Genomic DNA, 26,056 nt, shown 5'->3' on the forward strand with positions numbered 1-26,056 from the left:
GGTGTCTTAACCCCTTGACCAACGGACCTGAGCTTTTCAACTCTTTCTATTATACCTACTTTTTTACCTTTGTCAAGGACTTTTTTCAGTGAAGTTAATTTTTTCTTTTCTTCACTAATTTAACCACTGCTTCTGTCCGTGCAGTGTGGGGAAACATATCGACCGACTGGATATACTGGAGGTCATAGACTTTTACTAGTTTAACCAAATCTCGCGCTAAGGTCGAAACATTGCAGGATACATAGACCATTTTGTCTGGAACATAGGTTAGGATCGTATCTAATAACTTGTCATCTAAACCCGTTCGAGGAGGGTCAACTATCAAGGCATCCGCTCGGTAGCCATCACATTAGAACATAAAAGAGAGGTTGAACCTCTCTAAATTTATTTTTCTTCACTCATTTTTGATTTTACTTCATCATAAGATAGTGCATGGGATTCCTCTTCTACTGTCTCAGGCATTTTCCCTGTTTCGTAAAGAGATTTAATCTGTGTACTATCTAATGTTTCGTATTTCAACAATGCTTCTGCAATCAACTTATGAGTTTCACGATTTGATTGGATGATTTCAGCTGCTTTGTTTCGTGCCTCATTTAATAATGAACGAACTTCCTCGTCAATCTCATAGGCTGTTTGTTCTGAAATTGATTTTTGAGGACTTTGTGCACCAAACATAGCATGATTACCTTCGTATTGAACTGGGCCAAGTTTTTCACTCATACCGTATTCAGTGACCATTGCACGCGCCATCTGTGTAGCTTGTTCAAAGTCATTTGAAGCTCCTGTCGTTTGGACATTAAAGATAATCTCTTCAGCTACACGACCACCCATCAAACCTGCTAATTGTTCTTTCATGTCTTCCTTAGATAGAAGCATTTGATCCTCTTTCGGAAGCGCAATCATGTAACCACCTGCACGTCCACGTGGTACAATGGTAACTTTATGAACAACACGGGCATTTGACAAGACTAAACCAACAATAGTATGTCCAGCCTCATGATAAGCAACCAATTCCCGTTCTCTTTGTGATACTGTTTTATCCTTCTTAGATGGTCCAGCAATCACTCTGTCTTCTGCCTCATCAATATCTGAAGCATCAATGACTGACTTGTTGCGACGGGCTGCAACCAAGGCTGCCTCATTTAGAACATTTTCCAAGTCAGCTCCCACAAAACCTGGAGTTTGTTGGGCAACTAGTTTCAAATCCACATCGTCTGCCAGAGGTTTATTTTTAGCGTGAACTTTCAAGATTGCTTCACGACCTTTAACATCAGGGCGACCAACTAAGACTTTTCTATCAAAACGTCCTGGACGGAGAAGAGCTGGATCTAGAACATCTGAACGGTTCGTCGCAGCGATAACAATAATTCCTTCATTTCCCTCAAAACCATCCATCTCAATCAAGAGTTGGTTCAAGGTTTGTTCACGTTCATCATTACCTCCACCAAGACCGACACCACGTTGGCGACCAACGGCATCAATTTCATCGATAAAGATGATGGCTGGCGCTGCTTTTTTTGCATCCTCAAAAAGTGAACGAACTCGGCTAGCCCCAACTCCGACAAACATTTCTACAAAGTCCGATCCTGAGATGCTAAAGAATGGAACTCCTGCTTCTCCAGCAACCGCCTTAGCAAGTAAGGTCTTACCTGTTCCCGGAGGTCCCTCTAAAAGAACACCCGCAGGAATACGCGCACCAAGTTTGGTAAATCGTTTTGGATCTTTTAGGAATTCAACAACTTCAACTAATTCTTGTTTTTCTTCCTCGGCACCTGCAACATCTGAAAATCGTACCTTGATATCTTCTTTGTTAGCAGCTTTGGCCTTGCTACGTCCAAAACTCATTGGATTTCGGCCACTATTTCCTCCCATATTTCCCATCATAGAGAATAGGAAGAAGAAGAGAATAGCAAATGGGACAACAGACACAAGGATATTGATCCACATACCGCTTGAACTCTCATGTTTGACTGTTACTTCTGCCTGATGTTCAGAAGCAAGTTTTTGCAATTCTGACACTGTTGAATCAGACGGAAGGATAGTACTTGAGAATCTTTCTACTGTTGTAGCTGTAGGAGGGAAAAATTGAATTCCTGTTTCTTCTTTACTAGTCTTAGGATTTTTATAAATACCAGACACTTCAATAATGCTACCATTTGGCTGATAGGTTAATTCTTTTACATTGTCTGCTGTAATTTCTTTTACCAATTCTGTATAGTTAATTTTTTCGCTTCGTCCAGCAGTATTTCCAGAGTAAAAATACTGGAATCCTGTCACAAGGAAGAAGATAATTAACAAGTATAGAAATGGATTTCTAACTAAACCATTATTTTGTTTTTTCATTAAAGATAGATCTTTCTAATTTGAATAAACTTCTTCTTTCAATACTCCGACATAAGGAAGGTTACGATAATTTTCTTTATAATCTAGACCATAACCTACTACAAACTCATTTGGAATAGTAAAACAAGTATAATCCGCCTCAATTTCAACAACGCGTCCATCTGGTTTGTCCAACAAAGTCGCGATTTTAACAGAAGCTGCTTCTCTTGCAATAAACATATCTCTCAAATTCTTCAAAGTTTGACCTGTATCGATGATATCCTCTACAAATAAGACATGTCTTCCTTTGATATCTTGAGTCACGTCTTGCTTGATATTGATGACACCACTACTTGCTGTTCCACCATGGTAACTAGATACCATCATGAAGTCCATCTCAATATGCGTATCAATATGTTTGACCAATTCAGCCATAAAAGGAATCGATCCTTTTAGAATTCCAATAAGAATTGGATTTTCCCCCTCATATTCTTTTGTTAATTGTGCACCTAGCTTTTTAGCTGCTTCTGTAATTTCATCATGTGAAACGAGGATTTTTTTAATATCGTGTTCTAACATCTTTTTACCTATCTATTTTTTCTATATAAATTACAGTGTTCATTATATCATTTTTCGTGTTTTTACTCAAATCACTGGTCGCAATTCCTAAAATTGAGACAATTTCTCCAAATTGCTCAATAATAGGGATTGTTTTTCGTTTTTCAATAGGGATTTTCAAATCTATAAATAAACGTCTCAGTTTCTTTCGATGACCATTTAGGATAATAATATCGCCAGGTTTTCGACATCTAATATGTACAGATGTTTCCCGTGAAACTGTTACTTTTTGAACAAAATCCCCTTCAATAGGGATACCAAAGGAAAATAAATAGCCCATATATCGAACTTGATTTTGATAGTGTAACACAAGTTCATCTTCCTTTTCATCAGCCTGTGGACTGATTTTGCAAACTCGAAAATTCTGATACTCCTTTATCAATTCATAACCATTTTTAAGAGAATGGCGATACTGGCTTTTCCTTGCTAAAATCTGTTGAAGTTCAGCAAACTGAGCCTTTGTCAGATTTAAGTCTGGAAATTGATTAAGATAGTTCTGGAGCAATATTCCTTGAGTTTGTTGAGAGTATGAAAATAGCTCATTCAAATCTTCCACATCAATTTGTTTCGAAAGCTCCGTTATTGTTGCTTGGTAATCTGAAATTTCCCTTCCTAAATCTAAAAGGGCGGATTTAAGACGAGGATTTTCTTTTTCAAGCTCTGGTATATACCTATTCCGAATGCGATTGCGAAAATAGGTATTTTCCTGATTTGTTTGATCTTCGAAATGAAAAATTGGTGGAAAATCCTTTTTATGAAAAGGCAACAATGGACGAATGATTTCAATTTCATCAACTACTTGACTTTCTTTTATTCCTGTTAAATGACCTAGTCTACTACCTCGAATCAAGCGCATCAAAATCGTTTCAACTTGATCATCTGCATGGTGGGCAGTAACCAAGGCAGTTGCTCCAACCTCTTTCATGATTTTCCTAAAAAAATCATAACGAAACTTTCGAGCACGCGCTTCTGAAAAGTCTCCTGAAAAGCTTGTGATATAAATAGGAAGTTCAGCTACATCAGCTAACTTCCTTAGTTCATTTTCCTCCCAGTCAGACTCCCTTCTCTGCTTGTGATTGACATGTGCTAAAATCAACTCAATTTCTAACTCATTTTGATAAGTAGACAATAGCTGGAATAAAAACATTGAATCCAGTCCGCCAGACAAAGCTAACACGACTTTCGAATGTTTTTTGAAATACTCTTTTTGGAGAAAATGATTTAAAAAATCCTGGTCCCTCATTTTAGAACCTCATAGACATCCTTAGCTATCTTAGCAATAGTATCATAATCAGAATTTTTGGTGAAAATGGAAAGAACGAAAGGAGAATCCGTATAAACAATGGCAGTGTCATGTTTAAACTCGTCGGCATCTCCAATTTTATGAGCTACCTTAACCGAAACACCTTTTGCGATTCGTTGGTTGTCAAAATCAGTCTTGCTCAGAGACTCTAAGACAAAACCATTCTGATTATAAATAGCTTCCATGACTTTTCCAGCCATTTTTGAAGAAGTCAATTTATCATTCACATCCCAATCTTCGCCCATAATGGTGGACATTTTTTCTTTGAAAGCCCCGTCAGATTGATTGGTCACGTAATAACCTAAAATATTATGAGCAACATTATCAGACTCTTTTGTTACCTTGGTAATTAACTGTTGAAGACTGTATTCTTTGTTATCTTCTTTTTTAGGTAAGCTACCACTACCTTCTGGTTTATAGGACCCAGGGAAACTATTTACTTCTGAGATATACTTGAAGCTACTGTCTAGCGTATACTCTCCTTGATTTATCTTATCTTGAGCATAATAAAGATAGGCTAGTTTCAAGATGCTAGCTGCATAAAGTTTGCTGTCTTCATTCACCCCAGCCTCTTTACCTGTAGTCAGTTGTTTAACATAAATAGAATAATTTTCATTCTGATAGTTGCTTGATAAAACTTCTTGAACCTTCTGGATGCGATTGTCTTCTTCTGAGGTGAACTCTTTTGATACCCACCCAACTTGATCGATATGAAGAAATTCTTGTCCCTCAGCAAAGAGAGCTCTATCCACCGTTACGCGTTGATAGGGAGAGAGGGATGAAGAAATTTCTTTAGTGTCATAAGGGCTGTTATAGATAACAAACCCTGGCTCCAACCATACTTGTCTATTTTGAGTTTGAACTTGACTTTGATCATAGACCAAGCGCTTATCTGCAAGGATAAACTGGTGATTATCTAATTTAAAAACAGGAACACCTTGTCTATTCAAACACCATTCTACGATTTTAAAGGTGGTTCCAGGAGTTAATTTACCAGACTCCTTGACAAGATCCTCATTAGCATAGACTGCTGTTTCTCCATATACCATTGGGGATTTCAGAGTTTCTTTATAGTAGAATCCATAATCAGACTCAGTTAGATAATAAATTTCTTGCGAAGAGTAAGGAAGCTGTTTTTCTGTGCTAACTACTCTTGAGGTTATGATAAAAGCAGGTAGCAATAAAACTACTAAGAACTTACGCATTCTTCTCTTCCCTTTCTTCTTGTAATCGTAATAAATGGTTTTTAGCTGCCAATTCCTCTAATTTTTCATCTGATAAACTTAGAAATTGCTCAACAACTTCCAATAAATTTTCCATGACATTACCTCGGAAGCAAATCAGGAATTGTGTAAATTGCTTCTCGTTTCTTTGAGTAATAGTACTTGGCGCGTGCATATTTTGCTACATAGTCTTCATCTTTCAACTTTGCAGCAAAAGCAGATTCCTTATCCTTTTCGTCACTAAGATTTTGGTACTGCTCTTTCAACTCTGTCAATTGCTGACGGCGTTGCAGTAACTGATCATAGCTTTGAGCCAAGTTATAAGTTGGTAAAATAAACAACAAGATCATCAAAATAAGGACCCAACCCATAAAACGATTTCGTTTTTGTCTCTCCTTCATCAGGTAACGACGACGTTGATGTTCATTTTGAATAAAAGAATTATTCATCTGTACAATATTTTTAGACATTTTCTTCTACCCGTGTTTCACTGAGAATTTCATACATGCCTGCTGCGTCTTCTTTTTTTGTACTATCTTTCATTTCTAGTACTTTAACAAGCAACAACTTATTTCCAAAGCGAATTTCAACTTGGTCATCAACTTTCAAATCCGTTGAACTTTTGGCCAAGATTCCGTTCACCTTGATTCTACCTTTATCTGCTACTTCTTTTGCGACTGTGCGGCGCTTAATAATTCGTGATACTTTTAAATACTTGTCTAATCTCATTTTTATTACCTCAAATTATTATTGTACCATTTTTATCCTTTTTATAGAAGAAAAATGTTAAATGAGATTTGCTTCCTTTGATTCTTTTATCTCTAATAAACTTTCTCCAAAAATCAGCAAACCTTCTAAAATTTCATAATCCTTCTTGTTTCGGACATCGAATACAACTTCCATTAATCCCTTATTCTCAGCTATGGCTGCTTTTAAGTTCGTTGCGGATAAGGCTTTAAAATAATCTTGAGCCAAGAATAGTCGTTGAGTGACTTTTTCAAATTGAACTGTAATCTTATTTTCTTTTCTTTCCACACGTTCTACAAATACCTTGTCAAAATATGACTTGACCAAACCAATCTCTAAAAGGTATGCTACTACGTCTGGGTATTCTCCAAAGCGGTCCATCAACTCTTCTTGTAGTTCTTCATAGTTGACACGATTGTCAATTTGACGAATTTTCTTGTAAATTTCAATCTTATGTCGTTGGTCAGAAATATAAGTATCAGGAAGATAAGCATCAATTTGTAAAATCAACTCAGCATTTCCTTTGATTCTTTTATTCCCATTACCGTTCCGTTTAGCAATAGCTTCCTCTAATAACTGTGAATACAATTCAAAACCAACAGAATCAATGAAACCAGACTGCGATTTTCCTAGGAGATTTCCTGCTCCACGAATCGAAAGATCTCGCATCGCAATCTTAAATCCTGAGCCTAATTCTGTAAATCCCTTAATCGCTTCTAATCTCTTTTCAGAGACTTCACTGATTGATTTTTCTGGACGATACATGAGATAGGCATAAGCAATACGATTACTACGACCGACTCTTCCTCTTAATTGATACAAGGTTGACAAACCCATATGGTCTGCATTTTCAATAAATAAGGTATTGGCATTTGGAATATCTACCCCTGTCTCAATAATAGTAGTCGTCACCAAAATATCATACTGACCTTCAATGAAATCAAGTAGAGTATTTTCCAACTGAATTTCACTCATTTGTCCATGAACATACCCAATCGAAGCCTCTGGAATCAACTCCTGTAATTCCGAAACCTTCTGGTCAATCGTGTCAACCTTATTGTAAAGATAGTAAATTTGACCTCCACGCTCCATTTCACGCAAGACAGCATCACGAATGACACTATCATTCTTCTCTAATACATAGGTTTGAACAGGATAGCGATTGGTTGGAGGAGTTTCAATAACAGACAAATCTCGGATTCCCAGCATAGACATGTGGAGAGTACGAGGGATTGGCGTTGCTGTCAAGGTTAGAACATCTACTTGTTTTTTCAGTTCTTTCAAAGTTTCCTTATGCTTGACACCAAATCGTTGTTCCTCATCAATAATCATCAATCCCAAATCTGAAAACACAACATCTTTTGACAAAACACGATGCGTTCCAATCAAAATATCGACTTGACCATTCTTTAGTTTTTCAAGTGTTTCTGCCTGCTCTTTTTTACTTCTAAAGCGACTCAACACATCAATATTAACAGCAAAATTTTGGAATCGTTCCTTAAAATTCGTATAGTGCTGTTGCGCTAAAACCGTCGTTGGAACTAGAACGACCACCTGTTTGTGATCATTGACTGCCTTAAAAGCAGCACGCATTGCAACCTCAGTCTTCCCAAAACCAACATCTCCAACCAAAAGTCGATCCATGGGATGAGAATCCTGCATATCTCTCTTGATTTCCTCAATACTGCGAAGTTGATCATCCGTTTCAACATAAGGGAAGGCATCATCAAAAGCATGTTGCTCATCATCATCAGCTGAGAAAGCAAATCCCTTCAACTGACTACGCTCAGAATAAAGCTTAATTAAATCGTCAGCTATATCCTCTACCTGGTTCTTAACTTTTTGCTTGGCCTTTTTGAAATGACCATCATTTAATTTATTAAGTTTTGGAGCTTTTCCATCACTTGAAACATATTTTGACAGTAACTGAATCTGCTCTACTGGGATGGAGATTTGATCCCCATTTTGATATTGAACACTGACATAATCACGGTGAATCCCTTTGATTTCAATTGTTTCAATTCCTAGATATTGACCAATTCCATGGATATGGTGAACAACGTAGTCCCCTTTTTCAAGTTCATTATAATCTTTCAATCGCTCCGCATTTGACACATGTTGTCTTCTAAAACGACGTTTTAATTTCTTTTGAAAAATCTCATGTTCAGTAATCAAGAGAATTTTTTCATCTACAAAGTGAAAACCATGTCTTAGATTACCCTCAATCAAGTTTACAGATTCTTTACAGATACTTGACTTATCTCTGGAATCCAATTTGATCTGATATTCCTCTAAAACATCTTCCAACGTCTTACTTCCCATTGAATTGCTAGACTGCAAAATAATAGTGTAGTTCATTTTTTTGTATCGCTCAATTTCTTCTTTTAAAAATGAAAATTGATTGAAAAACTCTTGCATGGGGTATTGATTAAATTGATAAATGTGATCAAACTTAAGATTTCCTAAGCCCTTTTGCAGATTGGAGAAAAAGGTAACTGGACTTTGTTTTTTATAGGTTTGCTCTGTATCTGCAAAATACTGCATCCCAGAAAATGATTTACCATTCTGTAAATCTTCTGTAAAGTATTGTGCTAATTCTCTTTCAAAGGATTCATACTGATTCATCAATTTTTGATAGTCATCAAAGAATACTGGTGTATCTTTTTCAATATAATCAAATACAGTCCATGTTTCATCGTAACATAAGGACAAAAACTTTCGACTATCTGAATGTACTTGTTTTTGATGAAAACTTGACAAAATCTCTTCCAAATATGATTTTAAAATTGGTGATAGAGTCTTTGAAATTTGCTTTTCTAAAGCTGACTGTCCTCGTTGATAATCTTTTTCTCTCAAAAGTATGTCGCTAGCTGGAAAGATAGTGAGGTTTATCTGATTTTCTTTCGATAATTGTGTTTCGACTTCAAAAGTACGAATACCATCTACTTCATCGCCAAAAAACTCGATTCGGAAAGGTTCTAACTGAGACATCTCAAAAATATCTAAAATATCTCCTCGAATACTAAACTCACCTTGTGTCCGTACTTGAGTAACTTTTCGATAGCCAATTTCCTTTAACTGGTGAAGTAGCTCGTGTTGGTCATATTCTTCGCCAACTGCAATTTTTATAGTACTTTCTTTAAATCTAGTCGGAGAGGGTAAAATTAACCGACTCGCTGCGATATTACAAACTAAAATCCCTTTCTTAGACGGATCACTCAAAAAACGCAAGGCCTCAACCCGCGAAATGATTTTTTCTTGTGAAGACATCAAAAACTCTACCATAGGAGAGTCATCAACCAAAAATGGATAGACAAGTTCCTCTCCTAAGAGAGAAAGAAGATCACTGATAATTCGTTCTGCTTCTCCATAAGTTGAAGTCAGTAACACAATCTTATTTTCTTTTTCTAGACTGCTTGCAATTGCAATAGCCTTGGTAGACGTTGATAAACCAAGTATTAGTTGTCTTTTCTTATCTATCAGATTTTGATGCCATTTTTTTATCTGGTCATTTTCTGAGAATAAATCTAATAAAGTCACCATTTAGCCGTTATACCTCTGCATTGTTTTCTCAAAGTTTTTCTCTTGTAAATAGTAGTTTACAGCATCGTCAACCTTGTCAATGGACTGTAAAATACCCACATAGTCATCCTGATCAAACTTACTTAAAACATGATGAACAACGGACATGCCTTTTTTAGGTCTTCCAATACCTATTTTAACACGGTTAAATATCTGAGTACCTATATGTTGAATAATAGACTTGATACCATTATGACCACCAGCTGACCCCTTTGCTCTTAAACGAATTTTCCCAACTTCCATGTCAAGATCGTCGTAAATAACGAGTAAATCTTCAATATCCAAACCATAGTAAGTCAATAAAGCATGAACCGCTTTTCCACTTTCGTTCATAAATGTTGTTGGTTTGACGAGATAAATTTTTTCTCCATTGAAGAAAAAAGAAGCTAGGTCAGCTTGAAATATCTTGTCATGTGTAAAGGTGACATTTTGTTTTTTAGCCAATTGGTCAATCAACATAAATCCAACGTTGTGCTTGGTTTCAAAATATTTATCCCCTGGATTTCCCAATCCTACAAGTAATTTGGTCATTTATTTTTCCTTTCAAAAGCCAAAAGGGTTGGAATTTTTTTCCAACCTAATTGACACTATTTATTAAATATTATTAAACGTTAAAGCGGAATTCCATGATATCGCCATCTTGAACGATATATTCTTTTCCTTCTTCACGCAAGCGCCCAGCTTCTTTTACAGCCTTTTCAGATCCATATTTCACTAGATCCTCATATGACATTGTTACTGCACGAATAAACCCTTTTTCAAAGTCTGAGTGGATAATACCAGCTGCTTGAGGAGCTTTCATCCCTCGCTTAAAGGTCCAAGCACGGACTTCTTTTTCACCAGCTGTGAAGTAAGTTCCAAGCCCAAGCAAGTGATAGGCTGCACGAGTCAACTTGTCAACGCCTGATTCTGTCAAGCCAAGTGCTTCAAGAAACTCTTGCTTATCCTCATCGTCTAACTCAGAAATTTCTTCCTCAGCACGCGCGGAAATAACGACTACTTCAGCATTTTCTGTCGCTGCAAATTCACGAATTTTCTTCACATATTCGATAGAATCTGGGTCTCCAACAACATCCTCATCCACATTAGCAACATAAAGAACTGGTTTAGTGGTCAAAAGGAAGAGACCTTTGACAACCTTTTGTTCTTCATCTGTAAATTCAATAGTACGTGCTGATTTTCCATCTTCAAGGACAGGTTTGATTTTTTGAAGAACGTTGAATTCTGCAACTGATTCTTTATCTTTTTGCGTACGTGCCATCTTTTCTACACGCGCATAGCGTTTATTAACTGATTCTAAGTCAGCAAGAATCAACTCCAAGTTAATGGTATCAATATCTGCAAGTGGATCCACAAAGGCGTCTTCACGTCCTTGCTCACGCATAACATTTTCATCATCAAATGCACGCACAACATGAACAATCGCATCTACTTCACGGATGTTAGCCAAGAATTTATTTCCTAGCCCTTCTCCTTTTGATGCTCCTTTTACAATCCCTGCAATATCTGTAAATTCAAAGGTTGTTGGAACTGTCTTTTTAGGTGTAATCATTTCCGTTAGTTTTTGTAGGCGTTCATCTGGAACTTCCACCATCCCAACGTTTGGATCAATAGTCGCAAATGGGTAGTTTGCCGCCTCTGCTCCTGCTTTTGTAATTGCATTAAAAAGGGTTGATTTACCAACGTTTGGCAAACCAACGATACCTGCTGTTAAAGCCATAGTTTCTCATTCTCCGTTCTCATTTCAATCCCTAACATTATAACACAAAAAGGGAAAACTTGCTAACCCTCTAACTAAGGGTTCTTAGTCAATAATCTTATTCATTTTTCGTTCAAAATCATAGCGACTCATCATGACAAGGTGGTCACAATTGCTACATTTGATTTTGATATCTGCCCCTACGCGTGTAATTTCCCAACGATTAGCTTTTTTTCCTGTTGATTTAATTGTGCAAGCATGTGGTTTTTTCATCTCAACAAAATTTCCAACTTGATACATACTACTCTCCTTTTCTTTTTTGATTATATCATAAAAGAGGCGAGCCAGGCTCAACCTCTTTAACTTAATTTGTACGAACTGGTGTGATGAGCTGTATGAAGTCTTCGTCAGTATCTGCTGGCACAAGAGTAAATGGACGAACAGCTGAGATAAAGCTAATAGTTACCTTTTCGCTATTTAAAGCCTTGAGAGAATCAATCAAGTAAGTTGGGTTGAAACTAATAGTTAAATCATCACCAGTCACCTGTTCCGTATCGATTTCTTCGTTTACTTTACCAACTTCTGGAGAGTGAACATGGGCGCTAACAACTCCACCTTTAATTTCAAGCTTCACAGTACCATTTTGAGTCGCACTTGATAAGAGACGTGCACGCTCCATAGATTGACGCAAATTAACCACATCAAAAGTAATTGTAGTGTTAAAGTCTGTTGGAATCAAACGATCCGTATCAGGATAGTTCCCTTCTAGGAGACGAGTGTAGAAGCTAATATTTTCGCTTCTAAAGAGGATTTGATTATTTGCAAAGAAAATCTCTACAGTTTCAATATCATCTGTAAATACCGCTGAAAATTCGCGGAGAGAACGACTAGGAATTACCACATCGAAATCATCTCCATTTTTTTCAAGAGTCAATTTCTTCTGGCTAAGGCGGTGTGAGTCTGTCGCAACTGTTTTTAGTTCCTTGTGTTGGCTCAATACAAAATGAACACCTGTTAAGATGGGACGACTTTCTTGCGTACTTGCAGCAAATGCTGTTTCATTGATAATTTTCTTGAGCAGTTTTGTTTCAAGAACCAAAGGAGTGCTTGCTGAAATTTCTTGGATTCGTGGGTACTGTTCGCTATCTTTTCCTTTTAGGGTAATTTCTGATTTCCCACTGGTTAAGACAATTTGTTTTTGTTCAATCTCTTTGAAATCTAGCGTTACATCTGGAAGACTAGATACAACATTGATAAAGAAAGAAGCTTCAAGAAGAATCGAACCCAAAGAAGTGATCAAAAGACCAGTATCCTCATTCTTTTGAGAAATGAAATTTTCAATAGAAATTTGACCGTTTGAGCCAATTAAAGTAATCCCTTCATTGGTAACGTCAATTTTGATTGTTGATAAAATTGGAATAGCATTTTTAGAGCTTATTGCTCGTTTTGTGGTATTTAAGGCTTGTAGAAATAAATTTTTATTAATTGAAAAATGAATCATGGATTCTCCTTTATTTATTTTTAGTATTAGAAAGTTAATAGTAATAATAGAGTTTGTGAATTCTGTGGAAAACTGAGTGCTATTTAGTAAACTTAAGCTTCTAAGCTTGTTTAAAAAATGTGGATAAAAAAGATAAGAAAGGAAAATTTATCCACAAGCTACTTAATTTTCTTTTTGATTGCTTCTATTTCTAAACGTAAATTATCGTCTTCGTCAATCAATGATTTAATTTTAGCATGGGCATGAATAACGGTGGTGTGATCCTTTCCGCCAAATTCTTTTCCGATTTTCGGAAGACTGTTATCTGTCAGTTCTCTAGCTAGGTACATGGCAACTTGACGCGCTAAAACGATGTTTTGAACTCGTCTCGTCCCCTTCATTTCTTTAACACTCACTCCATAAAAATTACCAACTTCAGTTTGGATTTTCTCAATTGGAATAACAAGTATCTGGCGGGCGTCTTGCTTACGTGCTCTAATAGCTTCCGCAGCAATATCAATAGTAATATCCTTAATCTTCTTCACTCTGGCAATTAAAGTGATATCGTTGATTGCTCCTTCCAATTCTCGAACATTTGAATCAAATTGGCCAGCCAAGTATTCTAGAGTATCACTTTGGAAATGGTAATCCAAGTGCTCTGTTTTACTTTGAAGAATGGCGATACGTGTCTCAAAGTCAGGAGGAGTGATATTTTGCGTCAATCCCCAGCTAAAGCGTGTGACAAGTCTCTCTTCAAGTCCTTCTAGGTGTTTAGGACTTCGATCACTGGTTAGGACAATCTGTTTCTGCTTATCATGAAGAGCATTGAAGGTATTGAAAAATTCTTCCTGGGTCGCGACTTTTTTGCCACTGAGAGATTGGATATCATCGATCAATAAGAGATCAAGGCTACGGTAAGTCTTTTTGAACTTTTCCATTTCCCCAAGTCGCAAGTGTTCAAGAAAGTCATTGATAAAACTTTCGGCAGGAATGTACTTGACACGCGCATCAGGAATATTTTTCAAAATCTCATTTCCAATCGCATTGAGTAAGTGAGTCTTTCCAAGACCAGGTCCTCCATAGATGAAAAGAGGATTATAAGTCAGAGCTAAATCTTCAGATACAGCTAGTGCAGCAGACACCGCCCAAACATTACCATCACCTTGAATAAAGTTATCAAAGGTATATTTTTCTTTTAACCCTGTTTCGGAATAGGGAATCGTTGGTAGTGCAGGTGTGTAATCGTAAGTAGAGACACTATTCGTATCATTTACTTGAGGAGATTCTGTACTCTGAGGTTTAGTGAAAATATAGTGAGGTTTGATTTCAGAATCATAAATTTCAAAACCAGCAGCAATGATAATATCTTTTAATTGCTTTTCCCACACCATTTCCATCTCTGATCTCGGTAGAAATATAGTAGCTGTATTTTCTTCTACTTTGATGAGTTCAGCAGGTGTAGCATAGAAATCATACATAGATCGAGTCAATCTTTCTTGAGCAAATTCTAAAATACGATTCCAAAATTGCTTTTCTTTCAACTAGTTTTCCTCCTTTACTATGATTTTAGTAGTTTAGTGCTAGACTTATTTTACCATAGATAGTAGGATTTTTCCACAGATTGGGGAAAAGAATCCACAATGTTAGCAGTGTTTATCCACAGGTTGGGGATAAATAGAAAAATCCTTGATTTAGTAGGCTTTTTGATAAAAAAAATGGTGGATAAATTTGTGGGTTGAGAAAATAAAAGAACAGCCTTATTTCAGGCTGTTAATAATTCTATCGTATTCTTCTTGACTTGAAAAGGAGATAATAATCTTTCCGGTATCTTTTTTTGAAAGTTTAATTTCTACACTTAAACCGAGTAGTTTTTTTAATTTATCTTCTTCGTCTTTGATGAAAGAATCACTTTTTTTTTGCTTCTTGTGTTTTTTCTCTGTAAGAAGTGCTTCTAGCTTTCTCACAGAGATGTCTTCATTTTTAATTAGTTGAAAGAAATAGTCTTGCTGCTCTTTGTCCAAACCAACTAGTGAACGTGCATGCGCTTGAGACATTTTTCCATTTTCTACTTCAGTTAAGATATATTCTGGTAGGGAAAGTAAACGAATAAAATTAGTGATATAAGGACGAGATTTCCCCATTTTATCCGCTATCTCAGTGTGAGTAAATCCTTTTTCTACTAAAGATTCGTAGGCGCGTGCTTCTTCAATAGGATTTAAATTTTCTCTCTGCAAATTCTCAATGATAGATTGGATCATCATTTCCTGATCTGAGAGGTGCTTTACAACGGCTGGAATAGAAGTAAGACCAGCTAAGAGAGAAGCCCGATATCGTCTCTCTCCTGCAAGGATTTCATAACCAATTACAGGAGATTGACGAACGATGATTGGTTGGATGAGCCCATTTTCTTTGATTGACTGAGCCAATTCCTTTAATTTTTCTACATCAAATTCTTTTCGAGGTTGGTAAGGATTCTTTTGTATTTCAGAGATAGAAATCATTTCAAATTTTTCCATGATTCTACACTAACATATCTTTTACTTTCTGTAAAGTTTTCTTTACACTGATGTCAATTAAGACTCTAAATCACTAGAATTCTTATCTAGTTTAATTGAGGTTGTTTCCTCCTTACCGTTACGGTAGTAGGTTACTTTGATAGTATCTCCGATAGCATGATTGTAAAGAGCATGTTGTAGGTCTGTTGATGAGGCAATCTCTTTGTCATCAACTTTGGTAATGACATCATATTTTTGAAGATGTCCATTTGCTGGCATATTGTTTTGAACAGATCGAACAACTACACCTGAAGTGAGACCACTTGGAATGTTAAGTTTTCTAAGATCACTAGCTCCAACATTTGATAGATTAACCATTTGAATTCCAAGAGCAGGACGAGTTACTTTACCATCACTTTCAAGCTGTTTAATGATATTTTGTGCATCGTTTGAAGGAATTGCAAAACCAAGACCTTCTACAGATGTTCCACCATTACTTGCAATTTTACTTGATGTAATACCAATTACTTGTCCTTGAATGTTTACAAGTGGACCACCAGAGTTACCAGGGTTAATGGCTGTATCTGTTTGAATGGCTTTTGTTGAAATAGCTTGACCATCTTCAGATTTTAGAGAAACATTTCGATTAAGACTTGAAATAATCCCCTGTGTAACTGTATTAGCATATTCTGAACCTAGAGGACTACCGATAGCAATCGCTGTTTCTCCAACACTAAGTTGACTTGAATCCCCAAATTCTGCCACTGTTGTAACTTTTTCTGAAGAAATTTTAACGACAGCAATATCAGAGAAGGTATCAGATCCGACAATTTCACCAGGAACCTTGGTACCATCTGCTAAGCGGATATCAACTTTTGAAGCTCCATTGATAACGTGAGTATTAGTTACAAGATAGGCATCTTTATCATCCTTTTTATAGATGACACCTGATCCCTCACTTGCGATTTGTTGATTGTCTGAATCAGAGTTAGTGTCATCAGCATTAAATACACTACTTTGTCTACTGCTAGAAGAAGAATAAGTAATGATTGAGACAACAGCATCCTTAACTTTATTTACTGCTTGAGTGGTTGAATTTTCATTTTTATAGGATGTTTGAGTGACAGTGCCAGAATTATTATTCGTAGCTTGATTTCCTTGTTTTTGATAAAGTTGCAATGTTACGAAACTTCCTAAGGCACCACTTAAAAATCCGATTAGAATGATTGCAAGAACTTTAACTCCTTTTTTGTAAAATTTTTGTAAGTGTTTCATAAACGCCTCCGTTTGTTATTTATTTACTCAGATTATAAAACTATTAACTTAATCCAAACTTAAAAGCTTAAAGTTTTACACAAGTTGTGGATAACTTACTTTATTCTGTGAATTCACTAGTAATTTTGAATGATTTTTGTGTGTATAAGATGTGAAATGAAGTGTGGATATGATAGAATAGAAGAATGAAAATAAAAATTGTAACAGTGGGAAAATTAAAAGAAAAATACCTTAAAGATGGTATTGCTGAATATACCAAACGAATTTCACGTTTCGCCAAATTAGAAATGATTGAGCTCACTGATGAGAAGACACCTGACAAAGCCAGTGAATTAGAAAATCAAAAAATCTTGGAAACAGAAGGTGAAAGAATTCTTTCTAAGGTTGGAGAAAGAGACTTTGTCGTTGTACTAGCCATTGAAGGAAAAACACTCTCCTCAGAGGAATTGAGTAAGCAACTAGAGCAAGCTTCTATAAAAGGCTACTCAACGCTTACTTTTATCATTGGAGGAAGTTTGGGTCTAGCTCCTGTTGTAAAAAATAGGGCCAATCTTTCTGTCAGTTTTGGACGTCTGACATTACCACATCAGTTAATGAGATTAGTTTTAGTTGAACAAATTTACCGTGCTTTTACAATTCAACAGGGTTCTCCTTACCACAAATAGAAGATTGACTTAGCTCTTGTTTTTTGATAGAATGGTCATGTTAGGTCTCATAGCTCAGCTGGATAGAGCATTCGCCTTCTAAGCGAACGGTCGCAGGTTCGAATCCTGCTGGGATCAATTTTAGATGCGAAGCTGGGATAAATCCCAGCTTTTTTCTTAAAAAAGTGCGTTTCAGGTGCAAAAATGTACAGTTGGGAAGAATTTTTTCTTACATGGTCTTCATTTTGTATAATAGATGTGTAAGTTAACTTACAAGAAAAAATAATACAGGAGATTTCATTATGAAAAATACAGTAAAGTTGGAACAATTTAAAGAAGTAACAGAGGCAGAATTGCAGGAGATTCGAGGTGGAGATAAAAGACTACCTTACTTTTTTAAACATCTTTTTTCAAATAGGACAAAGTAGTAATATTATAGGGTGATAGGATGAGTTTATTAGGATTTGGAATAGTTATTCTTCATATTTTTATTTTAACAATAAGCTATGAATTAATTTGTAAAGTAACTAAAAAAGAAAGATATTTATTTATAGCTTGTATATTTGTATATCAGTCTGTAGCTGAATTTTTCTTTGACTTTATTTCATTAGCTGGGTTAGGGATTGAAAAGTTTATATTTCCTTTTATTCTATATACTTCTATAGTAGTTTTAAAGAAGTATGATAAGCATAAAGGAATGTTTATCAGTTTACTATTGTCTTTATTATATCATAGTACACATACTTTTTTATCAGTAACCCTATCCTCTATAACAGGTGATGCTTTTGTGATAGAACATGAAGTGATGTTTTATTTAGGAGTACTATTACTAACATATTTTATTATTAAAAAAATTATTACTTATTTCCATTTAGAACTTACTTATTTTGATAAAGATTATCTGTACCCTTTTTTAAAAAAAGTAATAGTTGCTTTCTTTGGTTTGCATATTTTATTGTTTATTTCAGATATAGTAAGTACAACTCATCATTTAAATAGCTTCGGAAGTATTTTATCAACCATTGTTTTTATTTGCTTGTTATTGATTTTCTTTGCAATGAATTCTCACAAGGTTCAAATTGAAAAAGAGATTACTCTAAAACAAAAGAAATTTGAACAAAAGCATTTACAGACTTATACTGATGAAATTGTGGAGTTGTATAATGAAATTCGAGGTTTTCGTCATGACTATGCAGGGATGCTTGTTAGCATGCAAATGGCGATTGACAGTGGAGATTTACAAGAAATTAACAGGGTTTACAATGAAGTCTTAGTAAAAGCAAATCAGAAATTGAGGTCAGAAAAATATACTTACTTTGATTTAAATAATATAGAAGATTCTGCTTTACGAAGTTTAATTGCTCAATCGATTGTCTATGCACGAAAAAATGATGTAGAGTTTACATTGGAAGTAAAGGATATCATTACTAGACTGTCAATAGATTTACTTGATCTTGTTCGTATCATGAGCATTTTATTAAACAATGCTGTTGAAGGTGCTGCAGATAGTTATTTGAAACAAATGGAAGTTGCAGTCATTAAAATGGATTTTGAAACAGTTATAGTTATCCAGAATTCATGCAAAATCACTATGACGCCTTCAGAGGATTTATTTGCCTTAGGTTTCTCTACCAAGGGAAGAAATAGAGGTCTAGGACTTAATAATGTCAAGGAGATTTTAGATAAGTATGACAACATTATTTTAGAAACAGAGATGGAAGACAACACATTTAGACAAATTATTAGATTTAAGAGGGAATTCGAATGAAAGTATTAATTTTAGAAGATGTTATTGAACATCAAGTGAGACTAGAGAGAATATTAAATGAAATCTCGGAAGAATCGAATATTCCTATTTCATATAAGACAACAGGAAAAGTTCGTGAGTTTAAGGAATATATCGAAAATGATGAATTAAATCAGCTTTATTTCCTAGATATCGATATTCATGGAATCGAGAAAAAAGGCTTTGAAGTGGCTCAGTTTATCCGTCATCACAATCCTTATGCTATTATTGTCTTTATTACCAGTCGATCTGAATTTGCTACCTTAACTTACAAATACCAGGTATCAGCTCTAGATTTTGTAGACAAAGACATCAATGATGAATTGTTCAAAAAACGTATCGAGCAGAGTATTTTTTACACTAAGAGTATGCTGCTTGAAAACGAAGATGTTGTAGACTATTTTGATTACAACTATAAGGGAAATGATTTGAAAATTCCTTACCATGACATTTTGTATATCGAAACCACAGGAGTTTCTCATAAACTTCGGATTATTGGTAAGAATTTTGCTAAAGAATTCTATGGAACTATGACAGATATTCAGGAAAAGGACAAACATACCCAGCGATTTTATTGCTCCCATAAATCTTTCCTTGTCAATGTGGGAAATGTGAGAGAAATTGATCGAAAGAATTTAGAAGTTGTCTTTTATGAAGATCATCGTTGCCCGATTACCCGTTTGAAAGTTCGCAAACTAAAAGATATTCTAGAGAAAAAATCTAAAAAGTGATTGACAATTAGTAAGAAATTGATATAATGGTTATATCTGCTACAGATAGATGGTCCGTTGGTCAAGGGGTTAAGACACCGCCTTTTCACGGCGGTAACACGGGTTCGAATCCCGTACGGACTATTTTATCCGCCATAGCTCAGTTGGTAGTAGCGCATGACTGTTAATCATGATGTCGTAGGTTCGAGTCCTACTGGCGGAGTCAGATAAAAAAAAGAACACCAATGGTGTTCTTTTTTAGTTGACATCACCTAACATTTTCATAAGGAAGTCTGTCATTTCTTGCGGACTTTCTTTTTTTCCGTGAGCAATCCAAGTCTGGCAAACACCAAATAGGGCATTTGTTAGATAAATACTGCTGTATTCTAATTCTATTGGAGTGAGTTGTAATTTCATAAAGCGTTTCTGAAGGTCGGTGCTAAGCATAATGTGAAGCTTATTTCTCAAGAAATTTTGGATTTCTTTTGTCCCATTTTCAGATAAGAGTGCAGCCAAGAGTGGCTCAGACTCTAAATATTCAAATACTTCTAAAATAGCATCTCTTTTGTGATGAGCATGTTTTTGGAAAATATACTCAAAGGTATGAAATAGCTTACTTTGGTAGAGTTCAATCATATCATACTTATCCTTGTAGTGAGTGTAAAAGCTGGAACGACTAATTCCGGCTTTTTCTGCTAACTTGACAGTAGAAATTTGATCAAAGGGCTGGTCCATCAATAATTGAACCATGGCATTTTCGATAATTCGTTTTGTTTTTAAACGTTTGTTACTTTCTTTCATAATTCCTCCTTGTAAACAAAAATAGACTATGTGTCTAAAAAAATATTTTTTACCTTGTAATTTAGATTTTTTGATGTATAATCTATTATATCAAAATTTTAGACAATATGTGTAAAAAAGGAGGAAACATGTTTAAAGAATGGAAAGCAATATTTAAAAAACCGACCTTTATCATTGTAATGATAGGGATTTCTCTCATTCCAGCTTTATACAACATTATATTTTTATCGTCCATGTGGGATCCATATGGTCAAGTATCGGAGTTACCTGTGGCAGTTGTCAATAAAGATAAGGAAGCTTCTTATAATGGACAGACAATGAGAATTGGTGAAGACATGGTGTCTAATTTAAAAGAAAATAAGGCTTTAGATTTTCACTTTGTTAATGAAGAGGAAGGGGAAAAAGGACTAGAAGATGGTGACTACTACATGGTAGTGACTTTACCAAGTGATCTATCTGAAAAAGCTACTTCTATCCTAACGAATCATCCTGAACAGATGCAGATTGATTATCAGACGTCAAGTGGGCATAGCTTTATTGCAAGTAAGATGAGTGATTCTGCAATGACACAATTAAAACAAACCGTCTCTACTAATGTTACTGAAACGTACACTAAGGCTTTATTTCAAAAAATGAATGATTTGAAGTCTGGAATAAATAAGGCAGCTGAAGGAAGTGAACAATTAGCTAATGGAGCCGATCAGTTGGTGACGGGAAGTCAAACATTGACAACAAATCTTAATACTCTAGCTAACTCAAGTGTAACTTTTTCAAATGGAGCGGATCAATTTACAAAAGGCTTATCTAGCTATGTGTCTGCTATAGAGCAATTACATATTGGTTTAGGAACTTTTAATAGTGGTTTACAAAGTTATACAAATGCTGTCTCACAAGTTGACACTGGACTTGGTCAATTAGCTTCAAAAACTCCTGAGTTGGTGACAGGTGTAAATCAGCTAAATACAGGTATAAAGTCTTATACAGGTGGCGTTTCACAACTGGATACAGGTCTCAATCAATTTTCAGTTGGTGTAAATGCTTATACAAATAGTGTGAAAGAACTTTCTAACGGAACAAGTCAATTATCCAATCAATCAGATACACTAAGAGATGGAATGGAGCAATTAAATACTGGTATTAAAGAAATTTCAAGCCAATTAGAGTCCTCATCTCAACAAAATGAAGAAATAGCGCAATTGGCAACAAGCTTAGGAGAACTAAATAAAACACTACAAGCTCTTACAATATCAGATAATACTCAACTGAAAAGTACATTGTCAGAAGCTTTGCCAAATCTAACAACTCTTGCTCAGGATATTGTGACCAAAAGTCAGACAGAACAAGAGAAAACTCTTGCAAACCTTCAATCAACAGCTACTTATCAATCTCTTACAGAGGAACAAAAGAAAGAACTGACAGAAGCTATTTCTAAAAATTCTAATTCTACTATTGAGTCGGCAAAAACAATTTTAATGACAGTAGGAGTATTAAAAGAAAGTATAGAGAATTCAGAACAACAAGTATCTAATCTATCTGATGTGCAGACGAAAGCAAATCAACTCTTACCTGCAGCATCTAGCTCCTTGACAACATTGTCAAATGGATTTACAACATTACAAACTTCTGTAAATAATCAGTTAGTTCCTGGAAGTCAGTCAATTGAAAAAGGTGTTGTAAACTATACTAAAGGACTGGATACTATTTCTATTGGTGCTAATCAACTAAGTGAAAAGAATACAAGTTTAACAACTAGTCTAGATAAATTAGTTTCTGGATTAAGTAAGTTGACAGAAAATACATCAACCTTGACAGCTGGAGTAGATGCGTTAGCTGGAAAAGCTCCAGAATTAGTATCAGGTATAGAAAGTTTGTCATCTGGTTCTGCTCAATTGAACAATAAGAGCCCAGAGCTGATAGCAGGTCTTACTACATTACAATTTGGCTCTGGTCAATTAACAGATAAATCAACACAGTTACTTTCTGCAGCATCTCAACTAGGAAGTGGCGCTATGAAGATTGCAGATGGTGCTGGAAAACTAGCAGATGGTGGAACAACCTTAACCTCTAGTCTTGAAAATTTACAGACAGGAGTTGATTCATTAGGACAAGGATTAGGCAATGCTAATAATCAACTCAAATCAGCTTCAACAGAATCTAAAAATGCAGAAACATTATCTGAACCTCTAGTTCTCTCAAAAACAGATAACGACCAAGTTCCTGTAAATGGGATTGCCATGGCTCCTTATATGATATCAGTTGCTCTTTTTGTTGCTGCTATATCTACCAATATGATTTTTGCTAAGTTGCCTTCTGGACGTCATCCAGAGAGCCGTTGGGCTTGGTTGAAGTCTCGTTCTGAAATAAATGGGATTATAGCTGTCTTAGCAGGTGTTTTAGTTTATGGAGGTGTCCATCTTATTGGATTGACTGCGAACCATGAGATGAGGACCTTGATTCTAATTGTAATCACAAGTTTAGCTTTCATGTCTATGGTGACAGCTTTAACAACTTGGAATAGCCGTATAGGAGCTTTCTTCTCTCTTATTTTACTTTTATTACAGTTAGCATCAAGTGCAGGGACCTATCCCCTTGCTTTGACAAATGATTTCTTTAAGGGTGTCAATCCTTGGTTACCAATGAGTTACTCTGTATCAGGTTTACGACAAACAATCTCTATGACAGGAAATATTCATCATCAAGTGATTTTCCTTATTATAACTCTAGCTTTCTTTACTGCTTTAGGTATGCTAGCTTATCAACCTAAGAAAATGGAAGAAGATTAAAAAGATTGACCAAGGAATTGGTCAATCTTTTTCTGTCTTAGATAAATTTCGTCTGTGATTATAGATCCCAAAAAGAAGAAGGGCAGTTAGTGAGCAGGCTGCTCCAATAACAAAACCATTGGGGATAAAGGAAAGTGTAATGGTGCCTTTTCCTTTTGGAACATCAACTTTCATAAAACCAGTCTGAGCCTGCTTGATTTCAAGTTTTTTCCCATCTTGGTATGCAGACCAACCTTTGTCATAAGGAATAGTGAAGAAAATAGAGGTATCTTGTTTTACTTCATATGTAGCAAAGACTTTATTTTTAGAGGTGGATACTTCTACAGGTTGTTCTTTAATTTTTTGGATTGCTTCAGTAAGAGCCTGAGTATCTAAACGATAGAAGGTCGGTGATTCAAATGATACTTGAGAATTTCCAGGAAAACTAATACTGATATTGAAAGTTTTTTGTTCTTCAGTATAACCTAAATTAAAGAAATTAAATGCATTGTCAGTTGTAAAAGTCTTTTTTTCACCGTTGACAATGATGTCAACTTTCTTTTGTTTATCATTCGTAAAATGAAGATTTGAAAAAGAGAGATAGACTTGACTATTTTGAGGAACCTCAATTTGATAATCAATCTTTGCATCTTCATTCGCAGAACCTGTGATGCTCGTTAAACCATCTGAAGTATCTGTTTTATCATATGCTATTTGGGAGAAGTAATCTAAGTTGAGATTAGCAAGCTGGTTTATAAATAAAGCCTGATTATCTAGAGTGTGATTGTTAAAGTTTACATCGGTGTAAATAGATTGAGTGGCAAAGGCAATGGGTAAAGAGAGTTGATTTTTATATAAGGTTAAATGATCCTTTTGATAAATCTCTTGAAAGCCATACTTATCAAGTGAAGTTTCAGAAATATTGTACTGGATTCCAAATAAACTATCTGCTAAAAGACTATTATTTGCATAACGGAGATTGAGGTTGGTTCCAGAGGATTTGAATCCCAGTTTATCCAAACTAGTGCTAGCTGAACGATTTCGTACAGACGAAAATTGAGAGATTCCATTGTAGTTAAATTTCATACTGTCATTTCCAGTCTGAATTTGTAGTTTTTCAGTACGTGTAAATGGATTGTCAATTTGGTTTAGAATGGATTCCATAGCGGTGATATCTCTATTATAGGCACTACGAGAAGCAAAGGCCCATTCTTTAGCTATTCCTTCCATTTGAGATGATGCATTTAAGCTTATCTCAGCTGTTATAAATAAAGACAAAAGGATTGCAAATAGATTTACAGAGATAAATTTTCTAATGACTGCAAGAAGTAAAAGAGCATAAACTAGTAGAAATTCAAGAGTGAGTAGGATATTCAAATCAGTTAAAAAAGAATAGTGTGATTTAAAATAGACAGTGGCCAAAAATCCTGTTAGTACAAGAAAAAGTGAGACAAATAGATTCCATAGCTTCAGTTCTTTCAGACGATTTAAGACTTCTGCTGCAGTATAAATTAACAGAGTGGAAAAAATCCAAGCATAGCGATGCAAAAACATATTTGGGGTATGCATCCCTTGCCAAAATAAATCAAGTGCTTCTATGTAAAAGCTTGTTATTAAAAAAGTAAAGAAAATTGCATAGGTAAGTTTCACGTGAAACCTTATGGATTTTATTGTGAAAAATAGAATGGTTAAAATAAAAGGAAGCAATCCAACAAAAATCATTGGTATAGATCCATATTTAGTTGTATCAAAAGATCCAATGAATTGTTTTGCAAAAATATCCAAATACCAGCTACTATCTGTCTTTAATTTTGTGATGGCAGTCAACTTCTCTCCATGAGTTTGTAAATCAAACAGTGTAGGAAGAGTCATAATCAAACTAGCCATTCCAGCTAAAAAGGAGGTAACAACAAAATCAAGAAAAGATGATTTTCGAGTTTTAAAGTCCCAAGAAATTTGGCAGAGATACCAGAAAATAAGAAACAATGCTGTCATATACCCAAAATAATAATTTTGAATAAATAAGATTGACAAACTTGTAAAGTATAGTAGGCGCTTCTTTTGTGTTATAAGTAGGTGTAAACCAGTTATAATTAAAGGAATCAAGATAAAAACATCTAGCCAGGTTTTAATCTCTAACTGACTGACAGTGAAGCTCATTAGAGCATAGGAAGTAGATAAGGCAAGTTTTAAAAATTTTGGGATATCTTTAAATAATCTATTTAGACTAAAGAAGGTTGACAGACCAATCAATCCAAATTTTAAGAGAGTGGTTAGATAGACAGCATCTGGCATATTCGACAGATTAAAAAAGTAAACTAGGGGTGAAAGAAAACTACCCAAGTAATAACTAGATAGAGCATAGAAATTCAGTCCGAGGCCACTTGTAAAGGTGTAAAACAAACTGCCATTTCCATGTAAAATATTTCGTAAAGCCACATCAAAAATAACGTATTGATGGAAACCGTCTCCTAATAGTGGAGATGCATCGCTATTCCAGTAGATACCTTGAGTTAGGTATACTCCAGTCATAATTACTAAAGGAATGATGAAAGAAACAAAATAGGTCCAATATGTTTTAAAAAATGATTTCATGTTACCTCGTAGAA

22 protein-coding genes, 3 tRNA genes and 1 pseudogene are annotated in these 26,056 nt (G+C 35.3%); 8 read left to right on the top strand and 18 right to left on the bottom strand.

The window, feature by feature from the left end; translation table 11 throughout:
• Positions 1 to 94: 94 nt before the first annotated feature.
• The 16 genes and pseudogenes from Q4443_RS07285 to Q4443_RS07360 all read right to left on the bottom strand — a co-directional run.
• Positions 95 to 346: pseudogene (locus tag Q4443_RS07285) on the bottom strand (23S rRNA (uracil-5-)-methyltransferase RumA); the annotation flags it as partial.
• Between the two features lie 38 nt (positions 347 to 384).
• Positions 385 to 2,343, bottom strand: coding sequence for an ATP-dependent zinc metalloprotease FtsH (ftsH, locus tag Q4443_RS07290; RefSeq protein WP_049518881.1), 1,959 nt, complete (start codon positions 2,341 to 2,343; stop codon positions 385 to 387).
• A 15-nt stretch (positions 2,344 to 2,358) separates the two neighbouring features.
• Positions 2,359 to 2,901, bottom strand: coding sequence for a hypoxanthine phosphoribosyltransferase (hpt, locus tag Q4443_RS07295; RefSeq protein ID WP_049518880.1), 543 nt, complete (start codon positions 2,899 to 2,901; stop codon positions 2,359 to 2,361).
• A 4-nt stretch (positions 2,902 to 2,905) separates the two neighbouring features.
• Positions 2,906 to 4,183 (bottom strand): tRNA lysidine(34) synthetase TilS, encoded by a 1,278-nt coding sequence (gene tilS / locus Q4443_RS07300; protein ID WP_049518879.1) that lies wholly within the window; start codon positions 4,181 to 4,183, stop codon positions 2,906 to 2,908.
• Positions 4,180 to 5,448, bottom strand: coding sequence for a serine hydrolase (locus Q4443_RS07305; protein WP_049518878.1), 1,269 nt, complete (start codon positions 5,446 to 5,448; stop codon positions 4,180 to 4,182). The genes tilS and Q4443_RS07305 overlap by 4 nt, the downstream gene beginning before the upstream one ends.
• Positions 5,441 to 5,563: an SP_0009 family protein gene (locus Q4443_RS07310; RefSeq protein ID WP_000429343.1), complete on the bottom strand. Its 123-nt coding sequence runs from the start codon at positions 5,561 to 5,563 to the stop codon at positions 5,441 to 5,443. Before Q4443_RS07310 ends, Q4443_RS07305 begins: the two co-directional genes overlap by 8 nt.
• Before the next feature lie 4 nt (positions 5,564 to 5,567).
• Positions 5,568 to 5,936 carry a septum formation initiator family protein gene (locus Q4443_RS07315; RefSeq protein WP_000041921.1) on the bottom strand — a complete coding sequence of 123 codons (369 nt, stop codon included), beginning with the start codon at positions 5,934 to 5,936 and terminating at the stop codon, positions 5,568 to 5,570.
• A complete protein-coding gene (locus tag Q4443_RS07320) occupies positions 5,929 to 6,195 on the bottom strand; it encodes an RNA-binding S4 domain-containing protein (RefSeq protein WP_001234975.1) in 267 nt (88 codons plus the stop codon). The genes Q4443_RS07315 and Q4443_RS07320 overlap by 8 nt, the downstream gene beginning before the upstream one ends.
• A gap of 57 nt (positions 6,196 to 6,252) precedes the next feature.
• Positions 6,253 to 9,756, bottom strand: coding sequence for a transcription-repair coupling factor (gene mfd, locus Q4443_RS07325; protein WP_049518877.1), 3,504 nt, complete (start codon positions 9,754 to 9,756; stop codon positions 6,253 to 6,255).
• Complete coding sequence (gene pth / locus Q4443_RS07330; protein ID WP_000163918.1) at positions 9,757 to 10,326, bottom strand: aminoacyl-tRNA hydrolase; 570 nt, start codon at positions 10,324 to 10,326, stop codon at positions 9,757 to 9,759.
• Positions 10,327 to 10,399: 73 nt separating this feature from the next.
• Positions 10,400 to 11,515 carry a redox-regulated ATPase YchF gene (gene ychF / locus Q4443_RS07335; RefSeq protein ID WP_001218695.1) on the bottom strand — a complete coding sequence of 372 codons (1,116 nt, stop codon included), beginning with the start codon at positions 11,513 to 11,515 and terminating at the stop codon, positions 10,400 to 10,402.
• 84 nt (positions 11,516 to 11,599) lie between these two features.
• Positions 11,600 to 11,794, bottom strand: coding sequence for a DUF951 domain-containing protein (locus tag Q4443_RS07340; protein WP_000285184.1), 195 nt, complete (start codon positions 11,792 to 11,794; stop codon positions 11,600 to 11,602).
• 64 nt (positions 11,795 to 11,858) lie between these two features.
• Positions 11,859 to 12,995, bottom strand: coding sequence for a DNA polymerase III subunit beta (gene dnaN / locus Q4443_RS07345; protein ID WP_303408225.1), 1,137 nt, complete (start codon positions 12,993 to 12,995; stop codon positions 11,859 to 11,861).
• Positions 12,996 to 13,153: 158 nt separating this feature from the next.
• A complete protein-coding gene (gene dnaA / locus Q4443_RS07350; RefSeq protein WP_000660625.1) occupies positions 13,154 to 14,515 on the bottom strand; it encodes a chromosomal replication initiator protein DnaA in 1,362 nt (453 codons plus the stop codon).
• Between the two features lie 216 nt (positions 14,516 to 14,731).
• Entirely contained in the window at positions 14,732 to 15,490 is a 759-nt protein-coding gene (locus tag Q4443_RS07355; protein ID WP_049518875.1) for a ParB/RepB/Spo0J family partition protein, read from the bottom strand.
• Between the two features lie 57 nt (positions 15,491 to 15,547).
• Positions 15,548 to 16,744, bottom strand: coding sequence for a S1C family serine protease (locus tag Q4443_RS07360; RefSeq protein WP_000681800.1), 1,197 nt, complete (start codon positions 16,742 to 16,744; stop codon positions 15,548 to 15,550).
• A 185-nt stretch (positions 16,745 to 16,929) separates the two neighbouring features.
• Here Q4443_RS07360 and rlmH point away from each other — a divergent pair, with 185 nt between their 5' ends.
• The 7 genes from rlmH to Q4443_RS07395 all read left to right on the top strand — a co-directional run bounded on the left by rlmH (position 16,930) and on the right by Q4443_RS07395 (position 20,107).
• Entirely contained in the window at positions 16,930 to 17,409 is a 480-nt protein-coding gene (rlmH, locus tag Q4443_RS07365) for a 23S rRNA (pseudouridine(1915)-N(3))-methyltransferase RlmH (RefSeq protein WP_000694220.1), read from the top strand.
• Positions 17,410 to 17,452: 43 nt separating this feature from the next.
• A tRNA-Arg gene (locus Q4443_RS07370) sits at positions 17,453 to 17,526 on the top strand.
• Between the two features lie 164 nt (positions 17,527 to 17,690).
• Positions 17,691 to 17,816, top strand: a complete 126-nt coding sequence (gene comC, locus Q4443_RS07375) for a competence-stimulating peptide ComC (RefSeq protein WP_008282505.1) — start codon at positions 17,691 to 17,693, stop codon at positions 17,814 to 17,816.
• Between the two features lie 20 nt (positions 17,817 to 17,836).
• Positions 17,837 to 19,156, top strand: coding sequence for a competence system sensor histidine kinase ComD (gene comD, locus Q4443_RS07380; RefSeq protein WP_049518874.1), 1,320 nt, complete (start codon positions 17,837 to 17,839; stop codon positions 19,154 to 19,156).
• Positions 19,153 to 19,905 (top strand): competence system response regulator transcription factor ComE, encoded by a 753-nt coding sequence (gene comE / locus Q4443_RS07385; RefSeq protein ID WP_049518873.1) that lies wholly within the window; start codon positions 19,153 to 19,155, stop codon positions 19,903 to 19,905. Before comD ends, comE begins: the two co-directional genes overlap by 4 nt.
• A 51-nt stretch (positions 19,906 to 19,956) precedes the next feature.
• A tRNA-Glu gene (locus tag Q4443_RS07390) sits at positions 19,957 to 20,028 on the top strand.
• Between the two features lie 5 nt (positions 20,029 to 20,033).
• Positions 20,034 to 20,107 (top strand) — tRNA-Asn (locus tag Q4443_RS07395).
• 35 nt (positions 20,108 to 20,142) lie between these two features.
• On the opposite strand, the gene Q4443_RS07400 is transcribed toward Q4443_RS07395, so the two are convergent.
• Entirely contained in the window at positions 20,143 to 20,685 is a 543-nt protein-coding gene (locus Q4443_RS07400; RefSeq protein ID WP_000665080.1) for a TetR/AcrR family transcriptional regulator, read from the bottom strand.
• Positions 20,686 to 20,813: 128 nt separating this feature from the next.
• On the opposite strand from Q4443_RS07400, the gene Q4443_RS07405 reads away from it, so the two are divergent.
• Positions 20,814 to 23,468 carry a YhgE/Pip domain-containing protein gene (locus Q4443_RS07405; RefSeq protein ID WP_049518872.1) on the top strand — a complete coding sequence of 885 codons (2,655 nt, stop codon included), beginning with the start codon at positions 20,814 to 20,816 and terminating at the stop codon, positions 23,466 to 23,468.
• A gap of 21 nt (positions 23,469 to 23,489) precedes the next feature.
• Here the strand turns inward: Q4443_RS07405 and Q4443_RS07410 are convergent, their stop codons facing one another.
• The gene (locus Q4443_RS07410; RefSeq protein WP_049518871.1) at positions 23,490 to 26,042 is read right to left on the bottom strand and encodes a YfhO family protein; all 2,553 of its coding nucleotides are present in this window, start codon (positions 26,040 to 26,042) and stop codon (positions 23,490 to 23,492) included.
• Positions 26,043 to 26,056 lie beyond the last annotated feature (14 nt).

Origin of the sequence: Streptococcus sp. GP0011 (assembly GCF_030546305.1) — a bacterium.
GTDB lineage: Bacteria > Bacillota > Bacilli > Lactobacillales > Streptococcaceae > Streptococcus.

What these genes read in the sequence shown, in the direction of transcription:
- rlmH (WP_000694220.1), top strand. Translation starts at nt 16,930, where the DNA reads ATGAAAATAAAAATTGTAACAGTGGGAAAATTAAAAGAAAAATACCTT.
- hpt (WP_049518880.1), bottom strand. Translation starts at nt 2,901, where the DNA reads ATGTTAGAACACGATATTAAAAAAATCCTCGTTTCACATGATGAAATT.
- dnaN (WP_303408225.1), bottom strand. Translation starts at nt 12,995, where the DNA reads ATGATTCATTTTTCAATTAATAAAAATTTATTTCTACAAGCCTTAAAT.
- comD (WP_049518874.1), top strand. Translation starts at nt 17,837, where the DNA reads ATGAGTTTATTAGGATTTGGAATAGTTATTCTTCATATTTTTATTTTA.
- mfd (WP_049518877.1), bottom strand. Translation starts at nt 9,756, where the DNA reads ATGGTGACTTTATTAGATTTATTCTCAGAAAATGACCAGATAAAAAAA.
- Q4443_RS07360 (WP_000681800.1), bottom strand. Translation starts at nt 16,744, where the DNA reads ATGAAACACTTACAAAAATTTTACAAAAAAGGAGTTAAAGTTCTTGCA.
- Q4443_RS07310 (WP_000429343.1), bottom strand. Translation starts at nt 5,563, where the DNA reads ATGGAAAATTTATTGGAAGTTGTTGAGCAATTTCTAAGTTTATCAGAT.
- Q4443_RS07305 (WP_049518878.1), bottom strand. Translation starts at nt 5,448, where the DNA reads ATGCGTAAGTTCTTAGTAGTTTTATTGCTACCTGCTTTTATCATAACC.
- tilS (WP_049518879.1), bottom strand. Translation starts at nt 4,183, where the DNA reads ATGAGGGACCAGGATTTTTTAAATCATTTTCTCCAAAAAGAGTATTTC.
- comE (WP_049518873.1), top strand. Translation starts at nt 19,153, where the DNA reads ATGAAAGTATTAATTTTAGAAGATGTTATTGAACATCAAGTGAGACTA.
- comC (WP_008282505.1), top strand. Translation starts at nt 17,691, where the DNA reads ATGAAAAATACAGTAAAGTTGGAACAATTTAAAGAAGTAACAGAGGCA.
- Q4443_RS07320 (WP_001234975.1), bottom strand. Translation starts at nt 6,195, where the DNA reads ATGAGATTAGACAAGTATTTAAAAGTATCACGAATTATTAAGCGCCGC.
- Q4443_RS07405 (WP_049518872.1), top strand. Translation starts at nt 20,814, where the DNA reads ATGTTTAAAGAATGGAAAGCAATATTTAAAAAACCGACCTTTATCATT.
- Q4443_RS07355 (WP_049518875.1), bottom strand. Translation starts at nt 15,490, where the DNA reads ATGGAAAAATTTGAAATGATTTCTATCTCTGAAATACAAAAGAATCCT.
- pth (WP_000163918.1), bottom strand. Translation starts at nt 10,326, where the DNA reads ATGACCAAATTACTTGTAGGATTGGGAAATCCAGGGGATAAATATTTT.
- Q4443_RS07400 (WP_000665080.1), bottom strand. Translation starts at nt 20,685, where the DNA reads ATGAAAGAAAGTAACAAACGTTTAAAAACAAAACGAATTATCGAAAAT.
- Q4443_RS07410 (WP_049518871.1), bottom strand. Translation starts at nt 26,042, where the DNA reads ATGAAATCATTTTTTAAAACATATTGGACCTATTTTGTTTCTTTCATC.
- Q4443_RS07340 (WP_000285184.1), bottom strand. Translation starts at nt 11,794, where the DNA reads ATGTATCAAGTTGGAAATTTTGTTGAGATGAAAAAACCACATGCTTGC.
- Q4443_RS07315 (WP_000041921.1), bottom strand. Translation starts at nt 5,936, where the DNA reads ATGTCTAAAAATATTGTACAGATGAATAATTCTTTTATTCAAAATGAA.
- ychF (WP_001218695.1), bottom strand. Translation starts at nt 11,515, where the DNA reads ATGGCTTTAACAGCAGGTATCGTTGGTTTGCCAAACGTTGGTAAATCA.
- ftsH (WP_049518881.1), bottom strand. Translation starts at nt 2,343, where the DNA reads ATGAAAAAACAAAATAATGGTTTAGTTAGAAATCCATTTCTATACTTG.